The sequence below is a fragment of the Sphingomonas sp. GM_Shp_1 genome, assembly GCF_026540895.1.
Lineage (GTDB): Bacteria > Pseudomonadota > Alphaproteobacteria > Sphingomonadales > Sphingomonadaceae > Sphingomonas.
In genome coordinates this window covers 117,875-138,916 of sequence record NZ_JALNUR010000006.1, presented here as the reverse complement: position 1 = coordinate 138,916, position 21,042 = coordinate 117,875, and the positions used below count along the sequence as shown (strand labels likewise).

Below are 21,042 nucleotides of genomic sequence, written 5' to 3'. Positions count from 1 at the left end.
TGGGGTGGTGAGCGGCCCTCCGGGTCAGCGCTTGGTGAAGCCGCCGATCCCGGCGATCGCCAGCTTTTCGGCGGGCTTGGACATTTCCGCGAAGGTCAGCCGCAGATAGCGGACCGGGCGGACGCTGGCGAAGGGCAGGCGCTGGGTGGAGAGCGCATAGGCGATGTTGGAGAATTCGCCCGCGCCCGCCGGGGTCCAGCTTTTCCCATCGACGCTCGTCTCGGCGACATAGCCGCGCGGAGGGGCGGCATCGATCATCACCTGGCGCGAGGGTGTCAGGCTGAAGCCCGCGACGTCGCGGACCTGGCCCATGTCGACCGTCACGCTGGCGGGCTTGCCCGGTGTCGGCGCAAGCTGGACCCAGATGGTCTTGGCGTCGTTGTCGAGCAACTTTTCCGCGCCCGGCGCGCTGGCAGACACGATCCCCCAGCCCTTGGTATCCATGACCGTCGGGTCGCTCGACACGATGGCGGGGATGGGGACCGGCGCGACGCTCTTGAACAACGAAACCTCGCTGATCGCGGGGCACACGGGTGCGTCGGCGATGCGCAGGCGGATGCGGCGTGCGGTGATCGGCGCGGGCAGGCGGATGATCCGCTGCGCGCTGATGCACTCATGCTCGGCGAGTTGCTGCCACGCTCCGTTCACCTCGGCATCGACCGCGAAGCGGGTGACGCGGACACCGAGCGGGAGGTACTCGCGGATACGGATCAGGTCGAAGCTGCGCCCCGGCGGCAGGTCGAGCGTCAGGCTGGGCGTGGTCACGCCGTCGGGGGCGGACCAATAGGTGTCGCGGTTGCCGTCGAGCACCTTGGCCGCTTCATAGCCCTTTCCGCGCACATGGCTTGCGCTCGCCACCGCGCCTTGCGCCAGGTCGGTGGCGAAGCTGGCGCGGATCGCATCGCCGAAACTCTTCAGGATCTTCACATCCTGATCGGGGATGCGCCCGCGCCGGTCGGGCGGCAGGTTCAGGTTCATATTGGTGCCGCGCGCGACCGAGGTGTCGAAATAGCCGACCAGGTTCTCCGGGCTGCGGACCTTGGAGTCCTCGTCGGCGTGATAGAACCAGCCCGGCCGGATCGAGGTGTTGGTCTCGGCGGGCCACCAGAGCGCCCCGCCGCGCACGCCCGAATTGCCTTCGCTCTGGACGTATGGGTGGTTGGGCATGGTCGGCCAGCAGGGATCGCCCGCCACACCGTCCTCATTGCCCACCCAGCGAATATCCGCGCCCAGCGGATCGAAGGTGCAGGCCATGGGCTGATGCTGGTGCACCAGCGCGATGATCGAGGGCCAGTTGTAATATTTGGGCGCGTCGATCTGCCGCGTCTCGCGCGCGCCGCCATAATAGCCGTCGCCGCCGTTCGCGCCGTCGAACCAGAATTCGAACAGCTCGCCATAGCCGGTGCAGAGCTCGACCACCTGCTTGCGGAAATATTCCACATAAGCGGGCCGCCCATATTGCGGATGGTTGCGGTCCCAGGGCGAGAGATAGATGCCGAAGGCAAGTCCCGCCCGCTTGCAGGCGTCCGACATCTCACGGACGATATCGCCCTGGCCGTTCTTGTAGGGCGAGTTGCGGATGCAATGCTCGGTCAGCCTGGTTGGCCACAGGCAGAAGCCATCATGATGCTTCGCCGTCAGGATGATGCCCTTCAGGTTGCCCGCCTTGGCCGCCGCGACGATCTGGTCGGCGCTGAAGTCGGTCGGGTTGAACATCTTGGGGTCTTCGTCGCCATAACCCCATTCCTTGTCGGTGAAGGTGTTCATGGCGAAGTGGATGAAGGCATATTGCTCGCGCTGGTGCCAGCGCCACTGCCGTGCCGAGGGGACCGCGCCATAAGGGGCGGGCGCGCCGACGCCCTTTTGCGCAAAGGCGGGCGCGGCGGAGGCGACGAGCCCGGTTGCGAGGACGGCGCGGCGGGAGAAATCGGACATGATCGGGTCGGCTCCGGGAGGGATCAGGCGGGCTTATGGTCGAAGGACGGCGGCCGGTCCTTGGGATCGCGACCAAAGGCGGGGTTAGGCTTCGCGCCCATGGTGAAGGACAGGGTGCCGCCCTTTGCCAGCGTGGCATGGTCGATCCAGCTCTTCGTCCAGGGGCGGCCATTCCACGCCACCGACTGGACGTATGGCGTGTCGGGGCGATTGCCCTTGGCCTCGACGACCAGGGTCTTGTCGCCGCCCAGCGACACCTGCGCCCGCTCGAACAAGGGGCCGCCGAAGACATACGCCCCGCTGACCGGATCGACCGGATAGAAGCCGAGCGCGGAAAACAGGAACCACGCGCTCATCTGGCCGCAGTCATCATTGCCGATGATGCCGTCGGGGGCGTTCTTGTACATCTCGGTCAGCAGGCGGCGGACCATTCTCTGCGTCTTCCAGGGCGCGCCGACATAGGCGTAGAGATAGGCCGCATGCTGGTCCGGCTCATTGCCATGCGCATACTGGCCGACCAGCCCCGAAATGTCCGGCGGCGCGTTTTTGGGCAGGGTCGAGGGCGCGCTGAACAGTTCGTCCAGCCTGGCCTCGAACTTCGCCTCGCCGCCCGTGTGGCGGATCAGGCCATAGACGTCATGCTGGTTGAGGAAGGTCGCCTGCCAGCCATTCGCCTCGGTATAGTCGCGCCACCAGGGCTTGGGCATATGGCCCAGCTGGATGGGATCGTAATCCTTCCACCAGCTTCCATCGTCGAAGCGGGGGCGGGCAAAGCCGATCGTGGGATCGATGACGTTGCGCCAGTTTCCGGAGCGCTTGAGCAGCCGATCGGCCTCTGCGGTCTTGCCCGCTTTCCGCGCGATGTGCGACGCGGCCCAGTCGTCATAGGCATATTCCTGGGTCCGGCTGACGCTCTCGAACCATTTGTCGGCGGGGACATAGCCCTTGGCGTCGTACAGGTCGCGGCCCTTGCTATTGTCCAGGTCGGGCGCGGAGAAGTCGAAGCTGCGTTTGGCGATGCCGGGCCAGGCTGCGGCGTAATCGGCGGGAATGCCCTTCACCATCGCTTCGGCCATGATCGGCGTGCCGTGCCAGCCGATCATGACGCCGGTTTCCTTGCCCTGCAGCGTCCAGACCGGCGGACCATAGGCGCTTTGCTGTGTCTGGCGGATCACGTCGTCGATCAGCTTCTTGGCCTGGGCTGGCTGGGTCAGGATCAGCCAGGGGTGGAGCGCCCGGTACGTGTCCCAGGTGGAGTAGGTGCTGTAGGCGAACTCTCCGGCAGGCAGCGTATGGACCTGTCCGTCCAGTCCGACATAGCGACCGTCCACGTCCGAAAAGAGCGTCGGCGCGATCAGCGTGTGGTAATTGGCGGAGGCCATGATCGTCTGCTGGTCGGGGGTGCCGCCCTCGACCCGAATGCCGCCCAGCACGCCGATCCAGCGCCCTTGTGCCATTTCGCGTACGCGGTCGAAGTTCCAGTCCTTGGCCTCGGTCGCCAGATTGGCCTTGGCGCCCGCGACATCGACCGCCGAGATGCCGCAGCGGATCAGCAGCGGCGCATCGCCCAACTCGTCGAAGAACAGGGCGGCCTTCAGGCGGTTGCCCCTGACGGTGGTGCCGGTCGCGGGCGTGTCGCCGTCGCCATAAAGCTGGATTCGGGCAGGCTTCTTCGACAGCTGCATCGCGAAGAATATGCGTCGCCCCTTGGCCCAGCGGAACACGCGGCGGGTGCCGGTGATCGTGCCATTGGGCTCGATGGTCAGCTCGGCGTCGGTGATCAGCGGCTTGGCATCGGTCTTGTCGAGGACCAGATGCGACAGGTCGATCAGGACATGGCCCGGTCCCTTGGGATAGGTATAGCGGTGCCACCCCGTCCGCTCGGTCACGGTCAGTTCGGCGAGGACACCGGACTCCAGCTTCACCCGGTAATAGCCGGGTTCGGCCATTTCGTCGGAATAACGCTGGCGATAGCCTTCGTCCGGGTTGGAGAGCGGCCCCGGCACCAGCTTCAACGCGCCGCGCGTCGGCACGACCAGCACGTCGAGCATGTCGCCGATACCGGTGCCCGACAAATGGGTATGGCTGAACCCCATGATCGAGCCGTCACCATGATGATAGCCCGAACAGGTATCCCAGCGCTCGACATCGGTATCGGGGCTCAACTGCACCATGCCGAAGGGCATCACGGCACCTGGATAGGTATGGCCGTCGCCACCGGTGCCGACGAACAGGTTCGGCGGGGTCGGCAGCGGCGGCAGGGTGGCCATCACCCCGCGTATCGGCAGGGCGGCGAGCGCGGTTCCGGCGAGGAGCGAGCGGCGGTTCAGGATCATGCAAACGTCTCCCGCAGGACTTCGGGCCTCGTGGCCGCGACATGGACGACCAGCTCGCCGAACAGGCCATTGGCCCAGGCGAACCAGTCGCGCGTGAACTTGGTGGGATCGTCGATATCGACCCCTTCGTGAATGAAGCCGGTCCCGCCATGCGATCGCCGGATCATGGCGAGGCTCGACCGCAGCAACGCCGGATCGGTCGAGGTCAGCGCGCGGGTGATGACCGACATCGGCCAGACCTGGCCCGGCCCGGTATGCGGGCCGCCGATGCCGCTGATCGCCTTGCCCTCGAAATACCAGGGGTTGTTCCGGCTCCAGCAGGCGGCGACGGTGCGCTGCCACAGCGGATCGGCGGGATCGACGCACCCCAGATAGGCCAGGCCCGAGAGCGAGGGCACATTGGCGTCGTCCATGAAGACGGCATTGCCGAACCCGTCGACCTCATAGGCCCAGACCCGCTCGCCGCTCGGCAGCGTCATCGTGCCGAACTGCTTGAGCGCGGCCTCGACCTCGGCGGCGAGCGTGGTGGCGTCCTGCGCCAGTGCGGCTTCGCCCACCGCGTTCGACAGCGCCGCCAGCTCGCGCAACGTCGTCATCGCGAACAGATTGGCCGGGATGAACTGACCATAGAGACAGGCATCGTCGGAGGGGCGGAAGCCCGAATGGATCATGCCGTTGGGCCGCGTGGGCAGGCCGGTGCCGCGATACAGCGTCTCGGTTGGCTCGGGCGCGGAGCGGCGGAAGCGATAGGGGCCGGGGCCGTCTCTCCGCTGCTGCTCGCAAAAAGTTTTCACGATCAGACGGGCCGAGGCTTTCCACTCCGCATCGAAGGGCGTCGTATCCCCCGTCTCGCGCCAATAGCCATAGGCCAGCCGGATCGCGTAGCAGAGCGAGTCGATCTCCCATTTCCGCTCGGCGACGCCGGGCTTCATGTCGGTATCGTCCTTCAGCGCCCAGCCGAGATTGGTCTTGGCGCTGGGGTCCTGCATGAAGGCGTTGGCATAGGGGTCGATCAGGATCGAACGCGCCTGCCGCCCGATCAGCCCTCGGAACAGCCGCCCGAGCGCCGGATCGCGCTTCACCAGATGCAGATAGGGGCGCAACTGCGCCGCCGAGTCCCGCAGCCACAGGCACGGAATGTCGCCGGTGATGACGAAGGCATCCGGCTTGCCGTTCACCTCGCCCAGCGACAGCACGGTCGTGTCGAGCGTGTTGGGATAGCAATTGCCGAACATCCAGCGGAGTTCGGGATCGGCGATCAGCTTCGAGATGCGGGTGATCTCCGCCTCGACCGCCTTGGATACGAAGCGGCGATCGGCGACGGCCGGGCGGTTGCTGGCGAAACCGCTGGCGGCGAAGGCGGGGGTGGCGGCGAGGGCGGCTGCCCCCGCCATCAACTGGCGACGATTGGGCGTCACTTGGGCAGATCCTGCGCCTGGCCGGTCACGGTGAACTGGGTCCACTGGCCCGCACCGTCACCCGGCTGACCGCCGCCGATATAGAGCCTGTAGGTACCCGGCAGGATGCGGCGCGTACCGTCGCGCCAGACCTGGCTCATCAGGCGCGGGTCGATGGTGAAGCGCGCGGTGCCCGCCTGACCCGGCTTCAGCGCGACACGGGTGAAGCCGACGAGCTGGCGTTGCAGCACGGGGTCGGTCAGCACCGGCTTCTCGTCGGTCGCGGGCGGGACCAGATAGGCCTGCGCCACCTCTTCCCCTGCACGCTGGCCGACATTGCGCAACTGCACCGCGATCTGGACCGGCTGGCCCACCGCCACGCTGGCGGTCACGGTCGGCTGCCCATAGTCGAACTTGGTGTAGCTCAGGCCGTGCCCGAAGCCCCAGGCGGGCTTGCCGGTGAAGTAGCGATAGGTCCGCTCCTTCATCCCGTAATCGGCGAAGGCGGGCAGGTCGGCGGTCGACTGATAGATGGTGACGGGCAGACGACCCGAGGGGTTCACCTCGCCCGACAGGATCTCGGCCAGCGCGGTGCCGCCCTCGGCCCCTGGATAGAAAGCCGCCAGCGTCGCGGCGGGCTTGAAGTCGCCCAAGGACACTGCCGAACCCGAGACGACCACCGCAACCACCGGCTTGCCGGTCGCCTGGAGCGCGGCGAGCAGCTTGCGCTGCATTTCGGGGAGCACGATGTCGGTGCGGTCGCCGCCTGCGAAGCCGGGGACCGAGACGCCCAGCGCCTCGCCCTCCAGATCGGGCGACAGGCCGACCACCGCGACCAGCACGTCGGCGTCGCCTGCGACCTTCAACGCCTCGGCGGTCAGCGCTTCGGCGGGGGGGAGCCATTGCAGGCGGAAACCTTCATCGCCGCCTTTATGGTCGATCTCGACGCGGATACGGCGCGGGGCCGAGCCGTCGATGGTGGTTTCCAGCGTCTTGCCGCCGATCACATCGTCCACGACCAGTTGATCGTCGACGTAGAGCTTAACCGCATCATGCGCCGGGCAGGCATGCCAGCAGGCCGGACCGTCGAGGCGCAGGCGATATTGCCCCGGCCCCGGCGGGGTCAGCGTGCCGGTCCAGCGGCGCTGGAAGGGCGCGGTCTTGGTATAGTTGAAGTCGATGCGGCGATCCTGCCCGGCCGCCGACCATTGGCCGTTCGCACCCATCGTTTCGACCGCCAGGCCGGGCTTGCCGTTCGCCGACAGCGCGGTTTCGGGGACGCCCACGAACGCCCCCTCGGCCAGCACCGAGCCTTGCGCATAACGAATGTCGCGGCCGAACTTGGCGCGGATGCCTTCCAGCGGCGTCACCGGGTCGATCGCGGTGCCGTGGTAATTGCCCTCCAGCACGCCCAGATCGTCGGCATTCGCACCGAACACCGCGAGCTTCTTGCCCTTGAGCGGCAGCAAGTCGTTTGGATTGTCGAGCAGGATGATACCTTTGCGCGCCGTCTCCAGCGCCAGCGCGCGGTTGGCGGGGGTGCCGAGCTGGCTGGGCTTGATCGCATTCCACGGCGAATTGTCGGTCAGCATGTGCCGGACTGCCAGTGCGCGGGCGAGCGCGGTGTCGATCTCGCCCTCGGTGATCAGGCCGCGCGTCACGGCTTCGGGCAGGGCGAGATAGGCCTTGCCGCAATTCAGGTCGGTCCCCCCCCGCAGTGCCGCCGCGGCGGCGGCGGGCGCATCGGGCTGGGCATGGTGGAACATCCAGATATTGCCGACCGCATCGCAGTCCGACACGACCAAGCCGTTGAAACCCCAGTCGGTGCGCAGCCGCTGGGTCAGCAGCATCGGGTTGGCGCAGACCGGCGTGCCGTGGATCGCGTTATACGCGCACATCAGCGACAGCGCCTGCCCCTCGGTGATCGTCGCGCGGAAGGCGGGGAGATAGGTCGCCTCCAGATCGCGCGGGGACACCATCACGTCGAAGCTGTCGCGCCCGCCCTCGGGGCCGGAATGGACCGCGAGATGCTTGACGGTCGCGATGACCTTGGGGTGCTTCAGGTCCGGGCCCTGAAGACCGCGCACGAAGGCGATGCCGATGCGGCTGGTGAGGAACGGATCCTCGCCGTATGTTTCCTGACCCCGGCCCCAGCGCGGATCGCGGAAGATGTTGATGTTGGGCGACCAGATGGTCAGGCCCTGGTACAGTCCACGATCGGCGTTCAGCGGCTGGCTGTTGAACTTCGCGCGCGCCTCGACCGCGACGACATCGCCGACCTTCTGGATCAGCGCGGTGTCCCAGGTCGCGGCCATGCCCATCGCCTGCGGAAAGACCGTCGACGGCCCGTTGCGAGCGATGCCGTGCAGCCCCTCGCTCCACCAGTCATAGGCGGGCAGATCGAGCGCGGGCTCGGCGGGTGCCTCGTTGACCAGTTGCGCCGCCTTTTGCGCGACGGTGAGCTTCTGCGCCTCCGGGGGAAGGGCGGGAGCGGCGGCCTGACCGGCGGCGGCGAGGAGGAGGAAGGGGATCACTGGGCGTCCTTCGGACCGAGGGTGTAGATTTTCAGCTCGCGCGCCAAAGTGGCGGCGTCCGCGTCGCTCTGGATGGTGAGCGTGATGCTCTCGCCGGGCAACAGGTCGAAGCCGTCATCGGACGGCTCGGCGGCGACGGTGCCGAAATTGACCTGCACCTGGCGCGCAAGGTTGCGGGCGGTCAGCGTCAGTTGCTTGCCCTGCCACCGCGCGGTGATGCCGGGCGCGGGATAGGCCATGTCGCGCGGCACCTTCCGCTCGACGATCTGGCGGGCGATCACCTTGTCGCCGTCGAACAGTTCGGCGACGGCATAGCTGGCCTCAGGCGCTGTGCCGGTGAAGAGCGTTGCATCGGGGATCGTCGCGACATCGCTGGCCGAGGCGGGGGCCATGGTCACGCTGCCCGACTGCGAACCCAGCTTGCGGCCGTCCATCGCATAGCCGGTGACGCGCCAGCCAAGTGGCTTCGGCGTCGTCGCATCGGAGACCAGCGCGATCCGCGTCGCGCCTGGCCTGGTCTCCGCCACGATGGTCTGGGGCGCGAAGAAGCGGCGGACCTCGTGCTGGAGCATTTTGTCATGCCCGGTCCAGTCGATGCTCGACCAGCTGATCGCAGGCCAACTGTCGTTGAGCTGCCAGTAGAGCGAACCCAGCGTCACCGGGCGGCAGGCGCGGTGGTGCCGCGCGGCCAGGCCGATGGCCCGCGCCTGCATCGCCTGGGACAGATAGACCAGATCGGCGAAGTCGCGCGGGTCGCGCAAATTCTGCTTCAGGTAGAAGGTGATGCGGTCATTGCCTTCGCCGCTCAGGAACTTCTGGTGCGCCTTCATCACCGGGCTGTCGATGCGGAAGTCTTCGGGCGCGGCAAAGGTGGCGATGGTCGACAGGTCGGGAAAGGCCTGAAAGCCATATTCCGACATGAAGCGCGGGCAGCTATCGGTATAGCGCTCGACCGGCTTGGAGCCCGACCAGACGTCCCAGAAATGGCGGTCGCCATCCTTGTCGGTGTCGGTCGGCCCCTCATAATCGGTCGAGGGCGAGCCCGGCCAATAGGGGATGCCGGGCGCGTTCTTCACCACCGCCTCGCGCAGCACGCGGTCGAACAGCACGGCCATGCCGGTTCCGATCCGCTCCTGCTCGTCCGGACCGACCGCCTTCTTGAAGGCCTTGCGATCCGACCAGTTTTCCCAGCCCGACAGCACCTCGTTATTGCCCGCCCAGATGACGAGCGAGGGGTGCGATTGCAGGCGCGCGACCTGTTCCTCGGCCTCGATACGGACATTTTCGCGGAACTTGGCGTCGGGGGGCGTCACGCTGCCGCCGAACATGAAGTCCTGCCAGACCATCAGGCCCAGTTCGTCGGCGGCGTCGTAGAAGCTGTGCTCCGGGTAATAGCCGCCGCCCCAGATGCGAACCATGTTCATGTTGGCGGCCACCGCCTTTTCGAGCATCTGCCGCTCGGTGGCGGCGGAGACGCGCGCGGGGAAGGCGTCGAAGGGGATGACGTTGGTCCCCTTGGCGAAGATCACGTTGCCGTTGATCTTCAACCCGAAGCTGCCGTCCTTCCGGACCAACTTGACGGTGCGCAGGCCGGTGCGCTTCTCGACCGCGTCCGCGCCCGCCAGCGCGGCGTTGACGGTGTAGAGCGGATGCGCGCCGAAACCGATCGGCTGCCAGCGCTGCGGCTTGGCAATCGAGACGGGGACGACCACGTCATTCTGGCCCGGCTGGAGCGCCACCTCGCGGCGGACTCGGATGCGGCGGCCATCGGGACCGGTGACAGTCACGTCCATTCGCCCCGTCTGCGCACGGTCGGCGACCACCGAGGCACGGGCCAGAATGCGCGCCTCGGCATCGGTCAGTGCTTCCTGCTCGATGCGCAGGCCGTCGATACGCGCGGCGTCCCACGCCTCCAGCCGAACCGAGCGCCAGATGCCGATATCGACGATGCGCGGCGCCCAGTCCCAGCCATATTGGTATTTGGGTTTCCGGATATAGGGCGAGGTCTGGACGCCCTTGGGCTCGTCGCCATAGGGCGAGTCATATTCGCCGGGCAGCGGATGCTTCTCGGCCAGCACCATCGGCTGGAGCGTCTTGATCGGCGAGGCGAAGGTCAAGACGATCTCGTTGGTGCCCGCTTTCAGCAGCGGCTTGGCATCACCCCGCCAGCGGCGATGCGCGTTGTCGGCGGAGAGCAGCGTCTGGCCGTTCACGGTGACCGTCGCGAAGGTGTCGAGCCCGTCGAACACCAGGTCCAGATGATCGCGGCGCAGCATCTCGGCCGTGACGTCCAGCGTCGTGCGATACTGCCAGCCGGTCAGCCCCGCCCATTGGATCGGGGCCTCGTTAGCGCCCTTATAGGGATTGGGCACGATCTTCGCTGTGATCAGGTCCTGCTGCACGCTGCCGGGCACGGTCGCGGCCAGCCAGTTCGCGGCCCGCGGATGCGCGCGCGCGGCCTCTGCGTCCTTCGGATCGATCCGCACCTGCCAGCGGTCGAGCGTCGCCACCGTCTTGGGCGCGGCCAGCGCGGGGAAAGGCAGGGCGAGCGCGGCCAGGATCAGGCCGAGGCGATGTTTCAAGCGGATGCCCCCAAAGGCTGACGGCTTCGCGGGCACTGAGTGCGGCGCGGCGAGCGCGGTGGAAGAGGAATGCCGGTTCCGTCCGGCCATTGGGACCGCGTGCGGCCAGCCGACGGGTGAAATTCCCCTTAATGTCAGGCTCTTCTTCGACACCCGCATCCCCCTTTGCTCACCGGCTTATCGTGCGCCGGTATTCTCATGATATGTTTTGGTATCATGGCAAGGCGGACCAAGGGCGTCCACCCTTTTATGAGGTCGCGCGCATCGCACCGCCAATACAACCGATTGGTGGGCGATTGGCAGGCGATCGGCGGGTTCAGTGCGCGATACCGAGCGCCAGCAATCCGATCACCCAGAGCAGCAGAACGACCTGAGCCATCACGCAGAGTATGATGGTCATGACCAGACCGGACAGCCAGCCCAGCCCATAGGCCCCGCGCGTCTGGAAGAAGAGATGGACCGGGAAGGCGAGCAGTAGAAGGGCCTCGCCCGGCAGATGCGCCAGCTTCGTCCACAGGATCATCATCGCGAGCAACAGGCTGACGAAGCTGAGCGAATAGGTGACGAAGACCGCATGGTCGAACATCGCCACGCCGCGCTTCCAGAGGAAGACCAGCCCCATGAAGGGCATCGACAACAGGATCAGCGCCCAGGAAAATTTATAGCCATTGGCCTCCATCTTGAAGAGGAGGAACTCCGGGTCGCGAATGGCATGGGCCAGCTTTTCGTCGAGCGATTTCCAGCCGGTCATGACCGGGCTTTCCTGCTCCCCATGGCCGGACGCAGTCGCTTTCGTCGCGCCGCCCAACGCGGTGCTGGTCAGTTCGAGTTGGCGATAGCGCTCCGCCAGCCGCGCACGCTCCCGGTCGACCGCCGCGACATCGCCCTTGTCGGCGAGGATGCTCGATCGCTGGCGGTCGAGCGCGGCGATCTGGCCCTGCGTCTTGACCGCCTCCGCGTGGATTTCGGTCGCCGCTTCCTGCGCGTCGGGGGCGTTGATCGACCCGAACCCGCCGAATATCGAATAGGCGATGTAGAGCAGGAAGACGCCGAACAGATACAGCGCCAGCGGCGACAGGAAGCGCCGCCGCTCGCCCGCGATATAGCGCCGGGTCAGCTCGCCGGGGCGGGTGAACAGGAAGGCGATGGTGCGCCACACCTGCCCCTCGATATGCAGGACGCCGTGGCTGAAATCATGCCACCATGCGCCCAAAGTGCGGTGGATATGCGACGACTGGCCGCATGCATGGCAATAATGCCCGACCAGCGCTGCTCCGCAATTCCGACAGCTTTCTCCGACCTGCGCGTGCATCCCATCCCCCCGATGCAAAAGCCCGTTGGCGAGACACGATAATTTTCGCGACCGCGCAAGCGCAAAGATGACGGCGGTGTCAGCTTTGCGCGGAGAGGCGCGTGTCGATCAGGTCGAGTTCACGCCCCAGTTTCTGTGCCGTGCCGGAGCCGATCATCCGCGCATTGAGCATTTCGAACACCACCCGCCGCTCGGCGCGGATCGCGGCGAGGCGCATCTTGCGCTCGACCTCTTCGAAACGCTTGGCATCGGGATCGAAGTCGCCTTCCAGCGTGTCGATCCGACTGCGATAGCCGTCCATCAGGCGCGAGGCGATCTCGACATATTGGTCGGCATCGTCGCGCCCCTCCGCCATTTCGTGCTGGAGCCGCTCCAGTTCGGCGATGGCGGCCTTGGCGGCGGCGACGCGGGTGCGATCGATTTCGCTAGCCCCGTCCTCGGTAGGCAAGGCGAGCCCGCGCAACAACAACGGCAGGGTCAGGCTGGCGATGATCAGCGAGGACAGGATCACCCCGCACGCCAGGAAGATCACCAGGTCGCGCGCCGGAAAGGGCGCGCCGTCGGTCAGGGTCAGCGGCAGGGTCAGCGCACCCGCCAGCGTGATCGCGCCACGCGCGCCGGCCACCGACATGGCGGTGATGATCCGGCGCGGCGGGCTGGTCGGGTTGGGCAGATGCCGCTGGCGGAACAGGGTCAGGCGCAACGCCACCCAGGTCCAGGCGAAGCGCAAAGCCGCCAGCCCCGCGACGATCGCCAGCACGTACAGGCCCAGCCACCAGACGCTGTCATGCCCGGTCAGCATCACCGTGTCGCGTGCGCCCGCGAACACCTGCGGCAATTGCTCGCCGAGCAGCACGAAGATGATGCCGTTCAGGGTGAATTGCAGCATGTCCCACACCGCCTGCCGCCGGATGCGGGTAGCGGCCTTGGCCCCGGAGGAGACATTGGTGAAGGACATGGCGATACCCGCCGCCGCCGCCGCCAGCACGCCCGAGCTTTCGATATGCTCGGCGACCAGATAGGCGGCAAAGGGGATCAACAGGCTGACCAGGATGTTCGACCCGCTGTCATCGCCGAAACGGCGCGCGAACAGCCCCTTGGCGGTGATCGTGCCCCAGGCGATCGCGACGCCCAGGCCGACGCCCGACACCGCCATCCACAGGAAGGTCAGGCCCGCGCCGGTCAGCGAAAACGTCCCCGTCAGCGCCGCCGCCACCGCGAAGCGCAGGCAGACGAGACCCGACGCATCGTTGAGCAGCGATTCGCCCTCCAGAATGTGCATCATCCGCTTGGGGATCGGCGCCTTCTGCGCGATGGCGGACACCGCGATCGGGTCGGTCGGCGACACCACGGCGGCGAGCGCGAAGGCGACCGCATAGGGCATGGCGGGGATCATCCAGTGGATGAACAGCCCCATGCCCAGCACCGTCAGGAACACCAGCCCCAGCGCCAGTCCCAGCACCGCGCCAGCGTCGCGAAACAGCTCGTCCTTCGGAATGCGCCAGCCGTCGAGGAAGAGGAGCGGCGGCACGAACAGCAGGAAGAATATTTCGGGATCGAGCTCCACCCGGATCTGCGCGATGCCCCCGATCACCGCGCCCAGCGCGATCTGCACCAGCGGGCGTGGCAGCGCCGAGGGCAACAGGCGCGAGATGACGCCGCTCAACACCACGGCGAGCAGAAGAAACAGGCTGAGCGTAATGACGTCCAATCGGGGACCTTTCGGGTGCAGCGGTTGGAGCGGCCATGGCGACGAGCGGCACGACCGAAGGATCAGCGACAGGCGGGCCTAACCCGCACCGAATCGCGCGAGGCCCATGAATGACATGGGCGGTAAGGGTGGTTCAACCCGTTAAACGGGTTTTCGGGGTGATGGGGGGTCCTCCCCGGCACGGGGAGGGGAACCAGCGGCAGGCTGGTGGAGGGGGCGTGCGGCGGAGGACGACCTGTGTGGAAGCCCCCCTCCGTCAGGCCTTCGGCCTGCCACCTCCCCGTGCCGGGGAGGAGATTTACGCCGCCGCGCGCAGGCTTTGGTCGATGGGAGCGAGTGCAGCCAGAAACTGTTCGGCGCTCGCCCGCCAGGTGAAGCTTTGGCCGTACGCCGCACATGTCCCGCGATCGAGCGTCAGGGCTTTGGCGATCGCCTGATCCAGCGCCTCGTCCATCACCCCGACTTCGGGGTTCAGCACATCGAGCGGACCCTGCACCGGCAGGGCGGCGACGGGCGTGCCGCACGCCAGCGCCTCGATCATCACCAGTCCGAAGGTGTCGGTCCGGCTCGGAAAGACGAAGACATCCGCCGCGCGGTAGATCGCCGCCAGATCCTCGCCGAACTTCGCGCCCAGGAAGTGCACTTGCGGATATTCCGCCGCCAGGGCCGCGCGCGCCGGGCCGTCGCCGACCACGACCTTCGACCCCGCTATATCGGTCGCGAGGAAGGCGGCGATGTTCTTTTCCACCGCGACCCGGCCCGCATAAAGCTGCACCGGGCCCGGCAAAGCGCGGACGAAGGCGTCGCACGGACCATCGGGGCGGAACAGGCCGGTATCGACGCCGCGCCCCCAATGGCGGCTTTGCGGCAGGCCATGCGCCGCCAGCGCCCGCGCCACGCTGGGCGTCGAGGCGAGGATGGCGGCGGAGGGCGCGTGGAACCAGCGGACATAGCGCCACACCAATTCGGGGCTGACCGCCCGGATGCGTGCCGCGACATATTCGGGGAACTGGGTGTGATAGGCGGTCGTGAAGGGCAGCCCCCGGCTCAGGCACCAGCGGCGTGCCGACAGCCCCAGCGGCCCCTCGGTCGCGATATGGACCGCGTCGGGCTGGAACGCCGCCAGCGTCCGCCCGACCTCGCCCGGCCTGGGCAGCGCCAGGCGGATTTCGGGATAGGTGGGGCAGGGCACCGAGGCATAAAGATCGGGCGAGACGATCGACAGGTCATGCCCCATCGAGCGCAACTCCGCCGCCACCGATTGCAGCGTGCGGACCACGCCGTTCACCTGCGGCGACCAGGCGTCGGTGACGATCGCGATGCGCATGACCCGTCCGTCCCTCTCGTTCAGGCGGCGATGGCGGCGACCGTCGGCAGATTGCGCCGCGCCTCCATCTCGTCGCCCCAGTGAAGGATTTCCATCGTGCCGTCGAAATGCTCGACCAGCGCGGTGCAGCCCTCCACCCAGTCGCCGTCATTATAATAGGTGACGCCGTTGATGTCGCGGATCTCGGCGGTGTGGATATGGCCGCACACTACGCCATCGACGCCGCGCGCGCCCGCCGCATGGGCGACGACCTCCTCGAAATGCGAGATGAAGGCGACGGCGTTCTTCACCTTGGCCTTGGCGTGCTTGGACAGCGACCAATAGGGGCGCTTCATCCACCGGCGGACGATGTTGACCCAGCGGTTCACCTCCATCAGCGCGGTATAGGCGAAGTCGCCGACATGGGCGAGCCAGCGATGGGCGAGGGTGATCGCGTCGAACTCGTCGCCATGCAGGATCAGCAGGCGGCGACCGTCCGCCGTCTCGTGGATCGCCTTGCGACAGATGGCGATGCCGCCGAAATCCATGCCGGTGAACTGGCGGAAAATCTCGTCGTGATTGCCGGGGATATAGACGACGCGGGTGCCGCGCTTGGCGCGCTTCAGCAGCCGCCAGACCACGTCGTTGTGCGCGGCGGGCCAGTAGAATTTCTTCTTCAGCCGCCAGCCGTCGATCATGTCGCCGACCAGATACATGGTCTCGCTGTCGACATGGTCGAGAAAGTCGATCAGCATCTCGGCATTGCAGCCGCGCGTGCCGAGATGGACATCCGAGATCCAGATGGTGCGATAACGGCGGCGTTCATTGCCTTCCGGCTCCGGCGTGACCGGCGCACGCGGAATGAAGTCGAGAATGGCGGCGTCTTCGTGCAATGCGCCATCGATCGGAATGCTGGTCATCGGCATCGGCGTTCCCCCACGCTTGGGCGTCGATGCTGTCATGCCCGTCATCTGTTACGCCCGCATCGCAGATCGGTGACAGAGGCAAAGCAGTTTCGTGACCGGTTCAAGTCATGGGCAAGGAAAAAGCCCGCCGATCCTGAGGAACGACGGGCTGTTTCGATGAACCGAACTTCGTGTGTCTCACGCCCCTCTCGCAAGCGGGAGGGGATGGGGGAGGGAAAGGCCGCAGGCGATAGTCTCTGCGAGACTTCATGCCCTCCCCTCGATCCCCTCCCGCCTGCGGGAGGGGAGGAAGAAGGACTTAGAACCGCACCGCCACGGCCGCGGAATAGGTCCGGCCGTTCTTGTAGAAGGCGGTCGGACGATCCGGCGTCGCGTTATACTGGTAATAGGTCTCGTCCAGCAGGTTCTGGGCGTTGAAGGTCAGCGTGATCTCCTTGGACAGGTTCACGCCCGCCGAGAAGTCGAGCTGGCTGTACGGCGCCACCATCTCGCGCGAGCCCAGGCGACCGATCGTGCGGAAATAGCTCGAACGGTAATTGTAGCTCAGGCGCGCCTGGAAGATCCCGCTTTCGAAATACGGAATCACGTTGACGGTGTGACGCGACAGATAGGGCAGGTTGAGCGCCGCACCCGTCGTGTCGACCGACGAGGTCGAGCTGTCCTGATAGGAATAGTTCGCCTGGATGCCGAAGCCGCCCCAGATTTCGGTCTGGGCCGACGCCAGCGCACCGTTGACCGTCGCCTTGCCGCCGTTGATCGGCTGGTTGATGTTATAGGTGGTCAGCGCGCCCGCCAGCGTGTTGAAATACACCGCATTGGTGCGCGTGTTGATGATGTAGTTCGAGATGTCGCGACGGAACAGCTCGACCGCCAGCAACGTGCCCGAACGCGGATACCATTCCGCCGTCAGTTCGTAATTGGTCGACTCATACGGCTTCAGGTTCGGATTGCCGCCGCCGCCGTCGAGGGTGACGTTGTTGAGCGACAGCGATGCCGCCAGATCCTCATAGCGCGGACGCGAGATCACCCGCGCCACCGCACCGCGCACGATCACCTGCGGGGTGATCGAATAGGCGAGGTTCACGCTGGGCAGAAACTTCAAATAGTCGGTGGTGGTGGTGGTGGGCACCGGCACCGGATTGGCGAGATTGCTCTGCGTCACCGCATAGCGGGACTGGTCGCGGGTATAGACCAGACGACCACCGATATTGCCGCGCAGGCCGCCCTGGTCGAAATTCGCCTGGATATAGGACGCCATGACCGTTTCGCGCACGCGGGTGGAGGCACCGATCTTGTTGACCAGCGGGCTGTTGATCGCCTTGGACAGGATGTCGATCACCGCCTGGTCGGGCAGGTTCAGATACTGGGTCGCATTGCCGGAACCGCCGGTCCCGTCGAACACGCCGCCCGGCGTGACCAGCGTGGGCACGCCCAGTTTGTCCGCGGTCACCGAGGTCGTCATATAGGTGTTGATGCCGCGCGCATCGAGCCGGTTGACGTGGTCGGTCACGCGGCTGCCCAGCAGGATCTGGGTGAAGGGGCCGAACTCGACCGGGATGGTCGCGTCATAGCCGCCGTAAATGTCGCGGTCGGTGGTGACGCTGTAATCCAGCCCGCCGATCTGCGCGGCGTTCAGCGGCTGGCCGTTGACGATGACCGGGCGGCCCTCGATCGTGGCGTCATTGTTGTTCGGGTTGGTGAAGTAATTGGCGGGGTTGGTCGGATCGCCGACATAATTCACCGTCGCCGACTTCGGCCCGAACGCATAGCTGAACGGCAGCCTGGTCTGCACGTTGAACAGATATTCGGGATTGCGGCCGCCGACCGCGCGCGACCAGCCGCCCGCGAAGCTGATCTTGGCGCCGTCATCGCCTTCCCAATCGGCGAAGAAGTTGAGGTTGTCGGTCTTCAGCTTGGTCTTGCGGACCAAAGTGTCGAGCTGCGACGACTGGCTGTTGGCCGCGCCGAAGCTGGCCGAGTTGACCGTGCCGTTGCTGACATTGGCGGTCTGAAGCACGTCGCCGGTCCAGGCACCGGGGATGGTGTACATCGACTGGCTGTAATTGTTGTAGTTGCCGTCGATGTGCAGCCCGTTGAGGGTCAGCGTCAGATTGTCGGCCGGGCGATACTGGATCGTGCCCGACACGCTGGCGCGCTCGCGGGTCTGCTGGAAATAGGCATAGTTGATGCCGAAGGGCAGATAGGCATTGGCCAGATCCTGGCGCGTGCCGCCGGTGACCGTGGCATTGGTGTTCTTCAGCAGCGGCTGGCCGCTGGCGTCGTTGATCAGCAGCGGACGACCATCGGCCCCGCGCAGCGTGTCGCCGTTCGCATTCTTCTGCGTCTGGAAGAAGCGCTCGTCGCCTCGCTCATAGCCGAAAAACTCGACACCCGCGCGGGTCAGGCTCTGACGGTCATAGGTGGCGGCGACCAGGAAGCCGAAATTGTCGGCCTGGTTGTGCCAGCTATACAGGCCCGAGGCGCGGACATTGCCCTTTTCGGAACGGTCATTGTACGAATAGCCACCCGAGGCGAAGACCGAGTTGGGGTCGAGGTCGAGCGGACGACGGGTGCGCACGATGACCGTGCCGCCCAGGCTGCCTTCCTCGATGCGCGGCTCGGGCGACTTGTAGACTTCGAGCCGGTCGACCAGTTCGGGGGCGAGCAGCGAATAGTTGAAGGTACGGCTGGACGGGTCGTTGTCGTTGCCGCCCCAGTCGGCCGAGGCGAGCGCGTGGCCATCGAGCAGCATGCGGTTGAGCGCGGGGTCGGTACCCAGGATGGCGACCTTCTCGCCCTCGCCGAAGCGGCGGTCGATGCTGACGCCCGGGATGTGCGACAGCGATTCCGCGACGTTGCGGTCGGGGAACTTGCCCACGTCCTCGGCGGTGATCACGTCGACGACGGCGTTGGCCTCGCGCTTGACGTTGATGGCGTTGCGAAGGCTGCTGCGGATGCCGGTGACGACGACGTCGCCGCTGCTATCCGACTGATCGCTGCCCAGCGCGGTCTGCGTCGGTGCGTCGGCGGTCTGGCCGGTGGTCTGTGCGAAGGCGGTGCCCTGGATACCCGCGAGTGCGGTCGCGGTCAGGATGATGCTACGAAAGCTCAACACGCTGAAATCCCCCCAATTGCTGTCGCGCCATCTCGCGAAGCCTTGTCGATCCTCGGGTCGGGAGGTGGATGGCTTCCTCCCGTCGGCATCTTTTTTATACAGTATGCTCGAGACACCAACTTGTAACCAAAATGACATTGGTCCGTAAACGGGAAAAATGTGACGTTTGGTTCATGGGACCATTATGCTGGCGCATCGCGTCCCGTGCTGCTTAAATGACGGAATCCCGGCGTTCGCCGTGTCAGGGGCGGAGCGGCCGTAGAGAAGAGACTTGGGGGATGCAGGCCATGGCGATACCACCGTCCCGAATTGGGTCGACGCTGTTGGAGATTTGCGTCGACGATGCCGATGGCGTGGCCGCCGTCGCGGCGGCCGGCGGCGACCGGATCGAGCTGTGCGGGGCGCTGGCGCTGGGTGGGCTCACTCCGTCGGCGGCCCTGGTCGCCTGTGCGGTCGAGTCCGGTGTGCCGGTCCATGCCATGGTGCGTCCGCGCGATGGCGATTTCCGGTACGACGAGCGCGATGTCGCTCTGGCGACGGCGGAAATCGAGCGCATGGTGGCGCAAGGCGTTGCGGGCGTCGTGGTCGGCGCGATGGCGGACGACCGGCAACTGGACCTCGACATATTGGCGCGTTGGCGGGATGCGGCGAAGGGCGTCGCGATCGTGCTCCACCGCGCTATCGATCTGGTCGCGGACCCCGTCGCGGCGGTCGAGGCGGTGGCGCGACTGGGCTATGACCATGTGCTGACCTCGGGCGGCGCAGCGACGGCGGAGCAGGGCGCGGCGGTCATCGCGGACATGGTCGCGGCGGCCGGCGGGCGCGTGGCGATCATCGCGGGATCGGGCGTGTCGGCGGACAATGCGGCGCAACTGATCGCCCGGACCGGGGTCGATGCGGTCCACGCCTCCGCCAGCATGCGCGAGCCCTGGGGGGATTCGCGGGTCGAGGCGATGGGCTTCGCATCGGGCCCCCGACGACGAACCGACCCCGCGCGGATCGCGGCGCTACGACAGGCCATCAGGAGGAAATGAAATCCAATGTATGCCAAATATAATACCTATTGCCCGACCGGTAGGGCTGCGATAGATCAAGTGGCGAAGCGGGGCGTGGCATGAGTGACGCCCAGGCAAAGGGGGATGGCACGGCCATGACATTTTCGGCGCAGGTCGGCTCCTTCCGAAAGGGGAACCCCGCGCCGTTATACCTTCAGCTTCAGCAGCTGTTGCGCGACGCGATCAACGGCAATGTGCTGGCGGAGGACGATGCCATCCCGGCCGAGCGCGATCTGGCGATCGAATATGACGTGTCGCGGATCACGGTGAGGAAGGCGATCGGTGGTCTGGTCGAGGAAGGGCTGCTGACGCGGCGGCGCGGCGCGGGCACCTTCGTCGCCGGGCGTGTCGAGAAGAGCTTCTCCAAGCTGTCCTCCTTCTCCGAGGACATGATCGCGCGCGGGCGCACGCCGAGCAGCCAGTGGGTCAGCCGCGCGCCGGGTACGGTCACGCCGGAGGAAGCGCTGTCGCTGGGCCTGTCGCCGGGCGCGCCGGTCTATCGGTTCCAGCGCGTGCGCTTCGCCGACGAGGTGCCGATGGCGGTCGAGGTTTCGACCATCGCCGGTTTCGCGCTCCCGTCGATCGAGGCGGTCGACCGCTCGCTCTACGCCGCGCTGGATCGGGCGGGACACCGACCGGTGCGCGCGCTGCAACGCCTGCGCGCGGTGCCGTTCGGGGCGGACCATGCCAAGATGCTGAATGTCGATCCGGGCCATGCGGGCCTGTTGATCGAGCGGCGCGGATTTCTGCGCGATGGACGGGCGGTGGAATATACCCAGTCCTTCTATCGCGGTGATGCCTATGATTTCGTCGCGGAGTTGACAGATGTCTGA

General features: G+C 66.4%; 12 protein-coding genes. 2 read left to right on the top strand and 10 right to left on the bottom strand.

All coding sequences use genetic code 11. From position 1 onward, the window contains the following. Positions 1-24 precede the first annotated feature (24 nt). The 10 genes from OXQ33_RS05575 to OXQ33_RS05530 all read right to left on the bottom strand — a co-directional run bounded on the left by OXQ33_RS05575 (position 25) and on the right by OXQ33_RS05530 (position 19,154). On the bottom strand, positions 25-1,935 hold the full coding sequence (locus OXQ33_RS05575; protein WP_267433691.1) for an alpha-L-fucosidase: 1,911 nt from the start codon (positions 1,933-1,935) through the stop codon (positions 25-27). A gap of 23 nt (positions 1,936-1,958) precedes the next feature. After that, positions 1,959-4,271, bottom strand: a complete 2,313-nt coding sequence (locus OXQ33_RS05570; RefSeq protein WP_267433690.1) for a GH92 family glycosyl hydrolase — start codon at positions 4,269-4,271, stop codon at positions 1,959-1,961. Further along, entirely contained in the window at positions 4,268-5,665 is a 1,398-nt protein-coding gene (locus tag OXQ33_RS05565) for a glycoside hydrolase family 125 protein (protein WP_267433712.1), read from the bottom strand. The genes OXQ33_RS05570 and OXQ33_RS05565 overlap by 4 nt, the downstream gene beginning before the upstream one ends. A gap of 20 nt (positions 5,666-5,685) precedes the next feature. Continuing rightward, positions 5,686-8,202 carry a glycoside hydrolase family 3 C-terminal domain-containing protein gene (locus OXQ33_RS05560; RefSeq protein ID WP_267433689.1) on the bottom strand — a complete coding sequence of 839 codons (2,517 nt, stop codon included), beginning with the start codon at positions 8,200-8,202 and terminating at the stop codon, positions 5,686-5,688. Then, the gene (locus tag OXQ33_RS05555) at positions 8,199-10,784 is read right to left on the bottom strand and encodes a glycoside hydrolase family 2 protein (RefSeq protein WP_267433688.1); all 2,586 of its coding nucleotides are present in this window, start codon (positions 10,782-10,784) and stop codon (positions 8,199-8,201) included. Before OXQ33_RS05555 ends, OXQ33_RS05560 begins: the two co-directional genes overlap by 4 nt. 316 nt (positions 10,785-11,100) lie before the next feature. Beyond that, on the bottom strand, positions 11,101-12,096 hold the full coding sequence (locus OXQ33_RS05550; RefSeq protein ID WP_267433687.1) for a DUF3667 domain-containing protein: 996 nt from the start codon (positions 12,094-12,096) through the stop codon (positions 11,101-11,103). Positions 12,097-12,175: 79 nt separating this feature from the next. Further along, on the bottom strand, positions 12,176-13,807 hold the full coding sequence (locus tag OXQ33_RS05545; protein ID WP_267433686.1) for a Na+/H+ antiporter: 1,632 nt from the start codon (positions 13,805-13,807) through the stop codon (positions 12,176-12,178). A 298-nt stretch (positions 13,808-14,105) separates the two neighbouring features. After that, the gene (locus OXQ33_RS05540) at positions 14,106-15,134 is read right to left on the bottom strand and encodes a glycosyltransferase family 1 protein (RefSeq protein ID WP_267433685.1); all 1,029 of its coding nucleotides are present in this window, start codon (positions 15,132-15,134) and stop codon (positions 14,106-14,108) included. Positions 15,135-15,154: 20 nt separating this feature from the next. Further along, positions 15,155-16,039 (bottom strand): UDP-2,3-diacylglucosamine diphosphatase, encoded by an 885-nt coding sequence (locus OXQ33_RS05535; RefSeq protein ID WP_267433684.1) that lies wholly within the window; start codon positions 16,037-16,039, stop codon positions 15,155-15,157. A gap of 298 nt (positions 16,040-16,337) precedes the next feature. After that, complete coding sequence (locus OXQ33_RS05530) at positions 16,338-19,154, bottom strand: TonB-dependent receptor (RefSeq protein WP_267433683.1); 2,817 nt, start codon at positions 19,152-19,154, stop codon at positions 16,338-16,340. A gap of 287 nt (positions 19,155-19,441) precedes the next feature. On the opposite strand from OXQ33_RS05530, the gene OXQ33_RS05525 reads away from it, so the two are divergent. Beyond that, the gene (locus tag OXQ33_RS05525; protein ID WP_267433682.1) at positions 19,442-20,188 is read left to right on the top strand and encodes a copper homeostasis protein CutC; all 747 of its coding nucleotides are present in this window, start codon (positions 19,442-19,444) and stop codon (positions 20,186-20,188) included. A gap of 116 nt (positions 20,189-20,304) precedes the next feature. Then, on the top strand, positions 20,305-21,042 hold the full coding sequence (locus OXQ33_RS05520; protein WP_267433681.1) for a GntR family transcriptional regulator: 738 nt from the start codon (positions 20,305-20,307) through the stop codon (positions 21,040-21,042).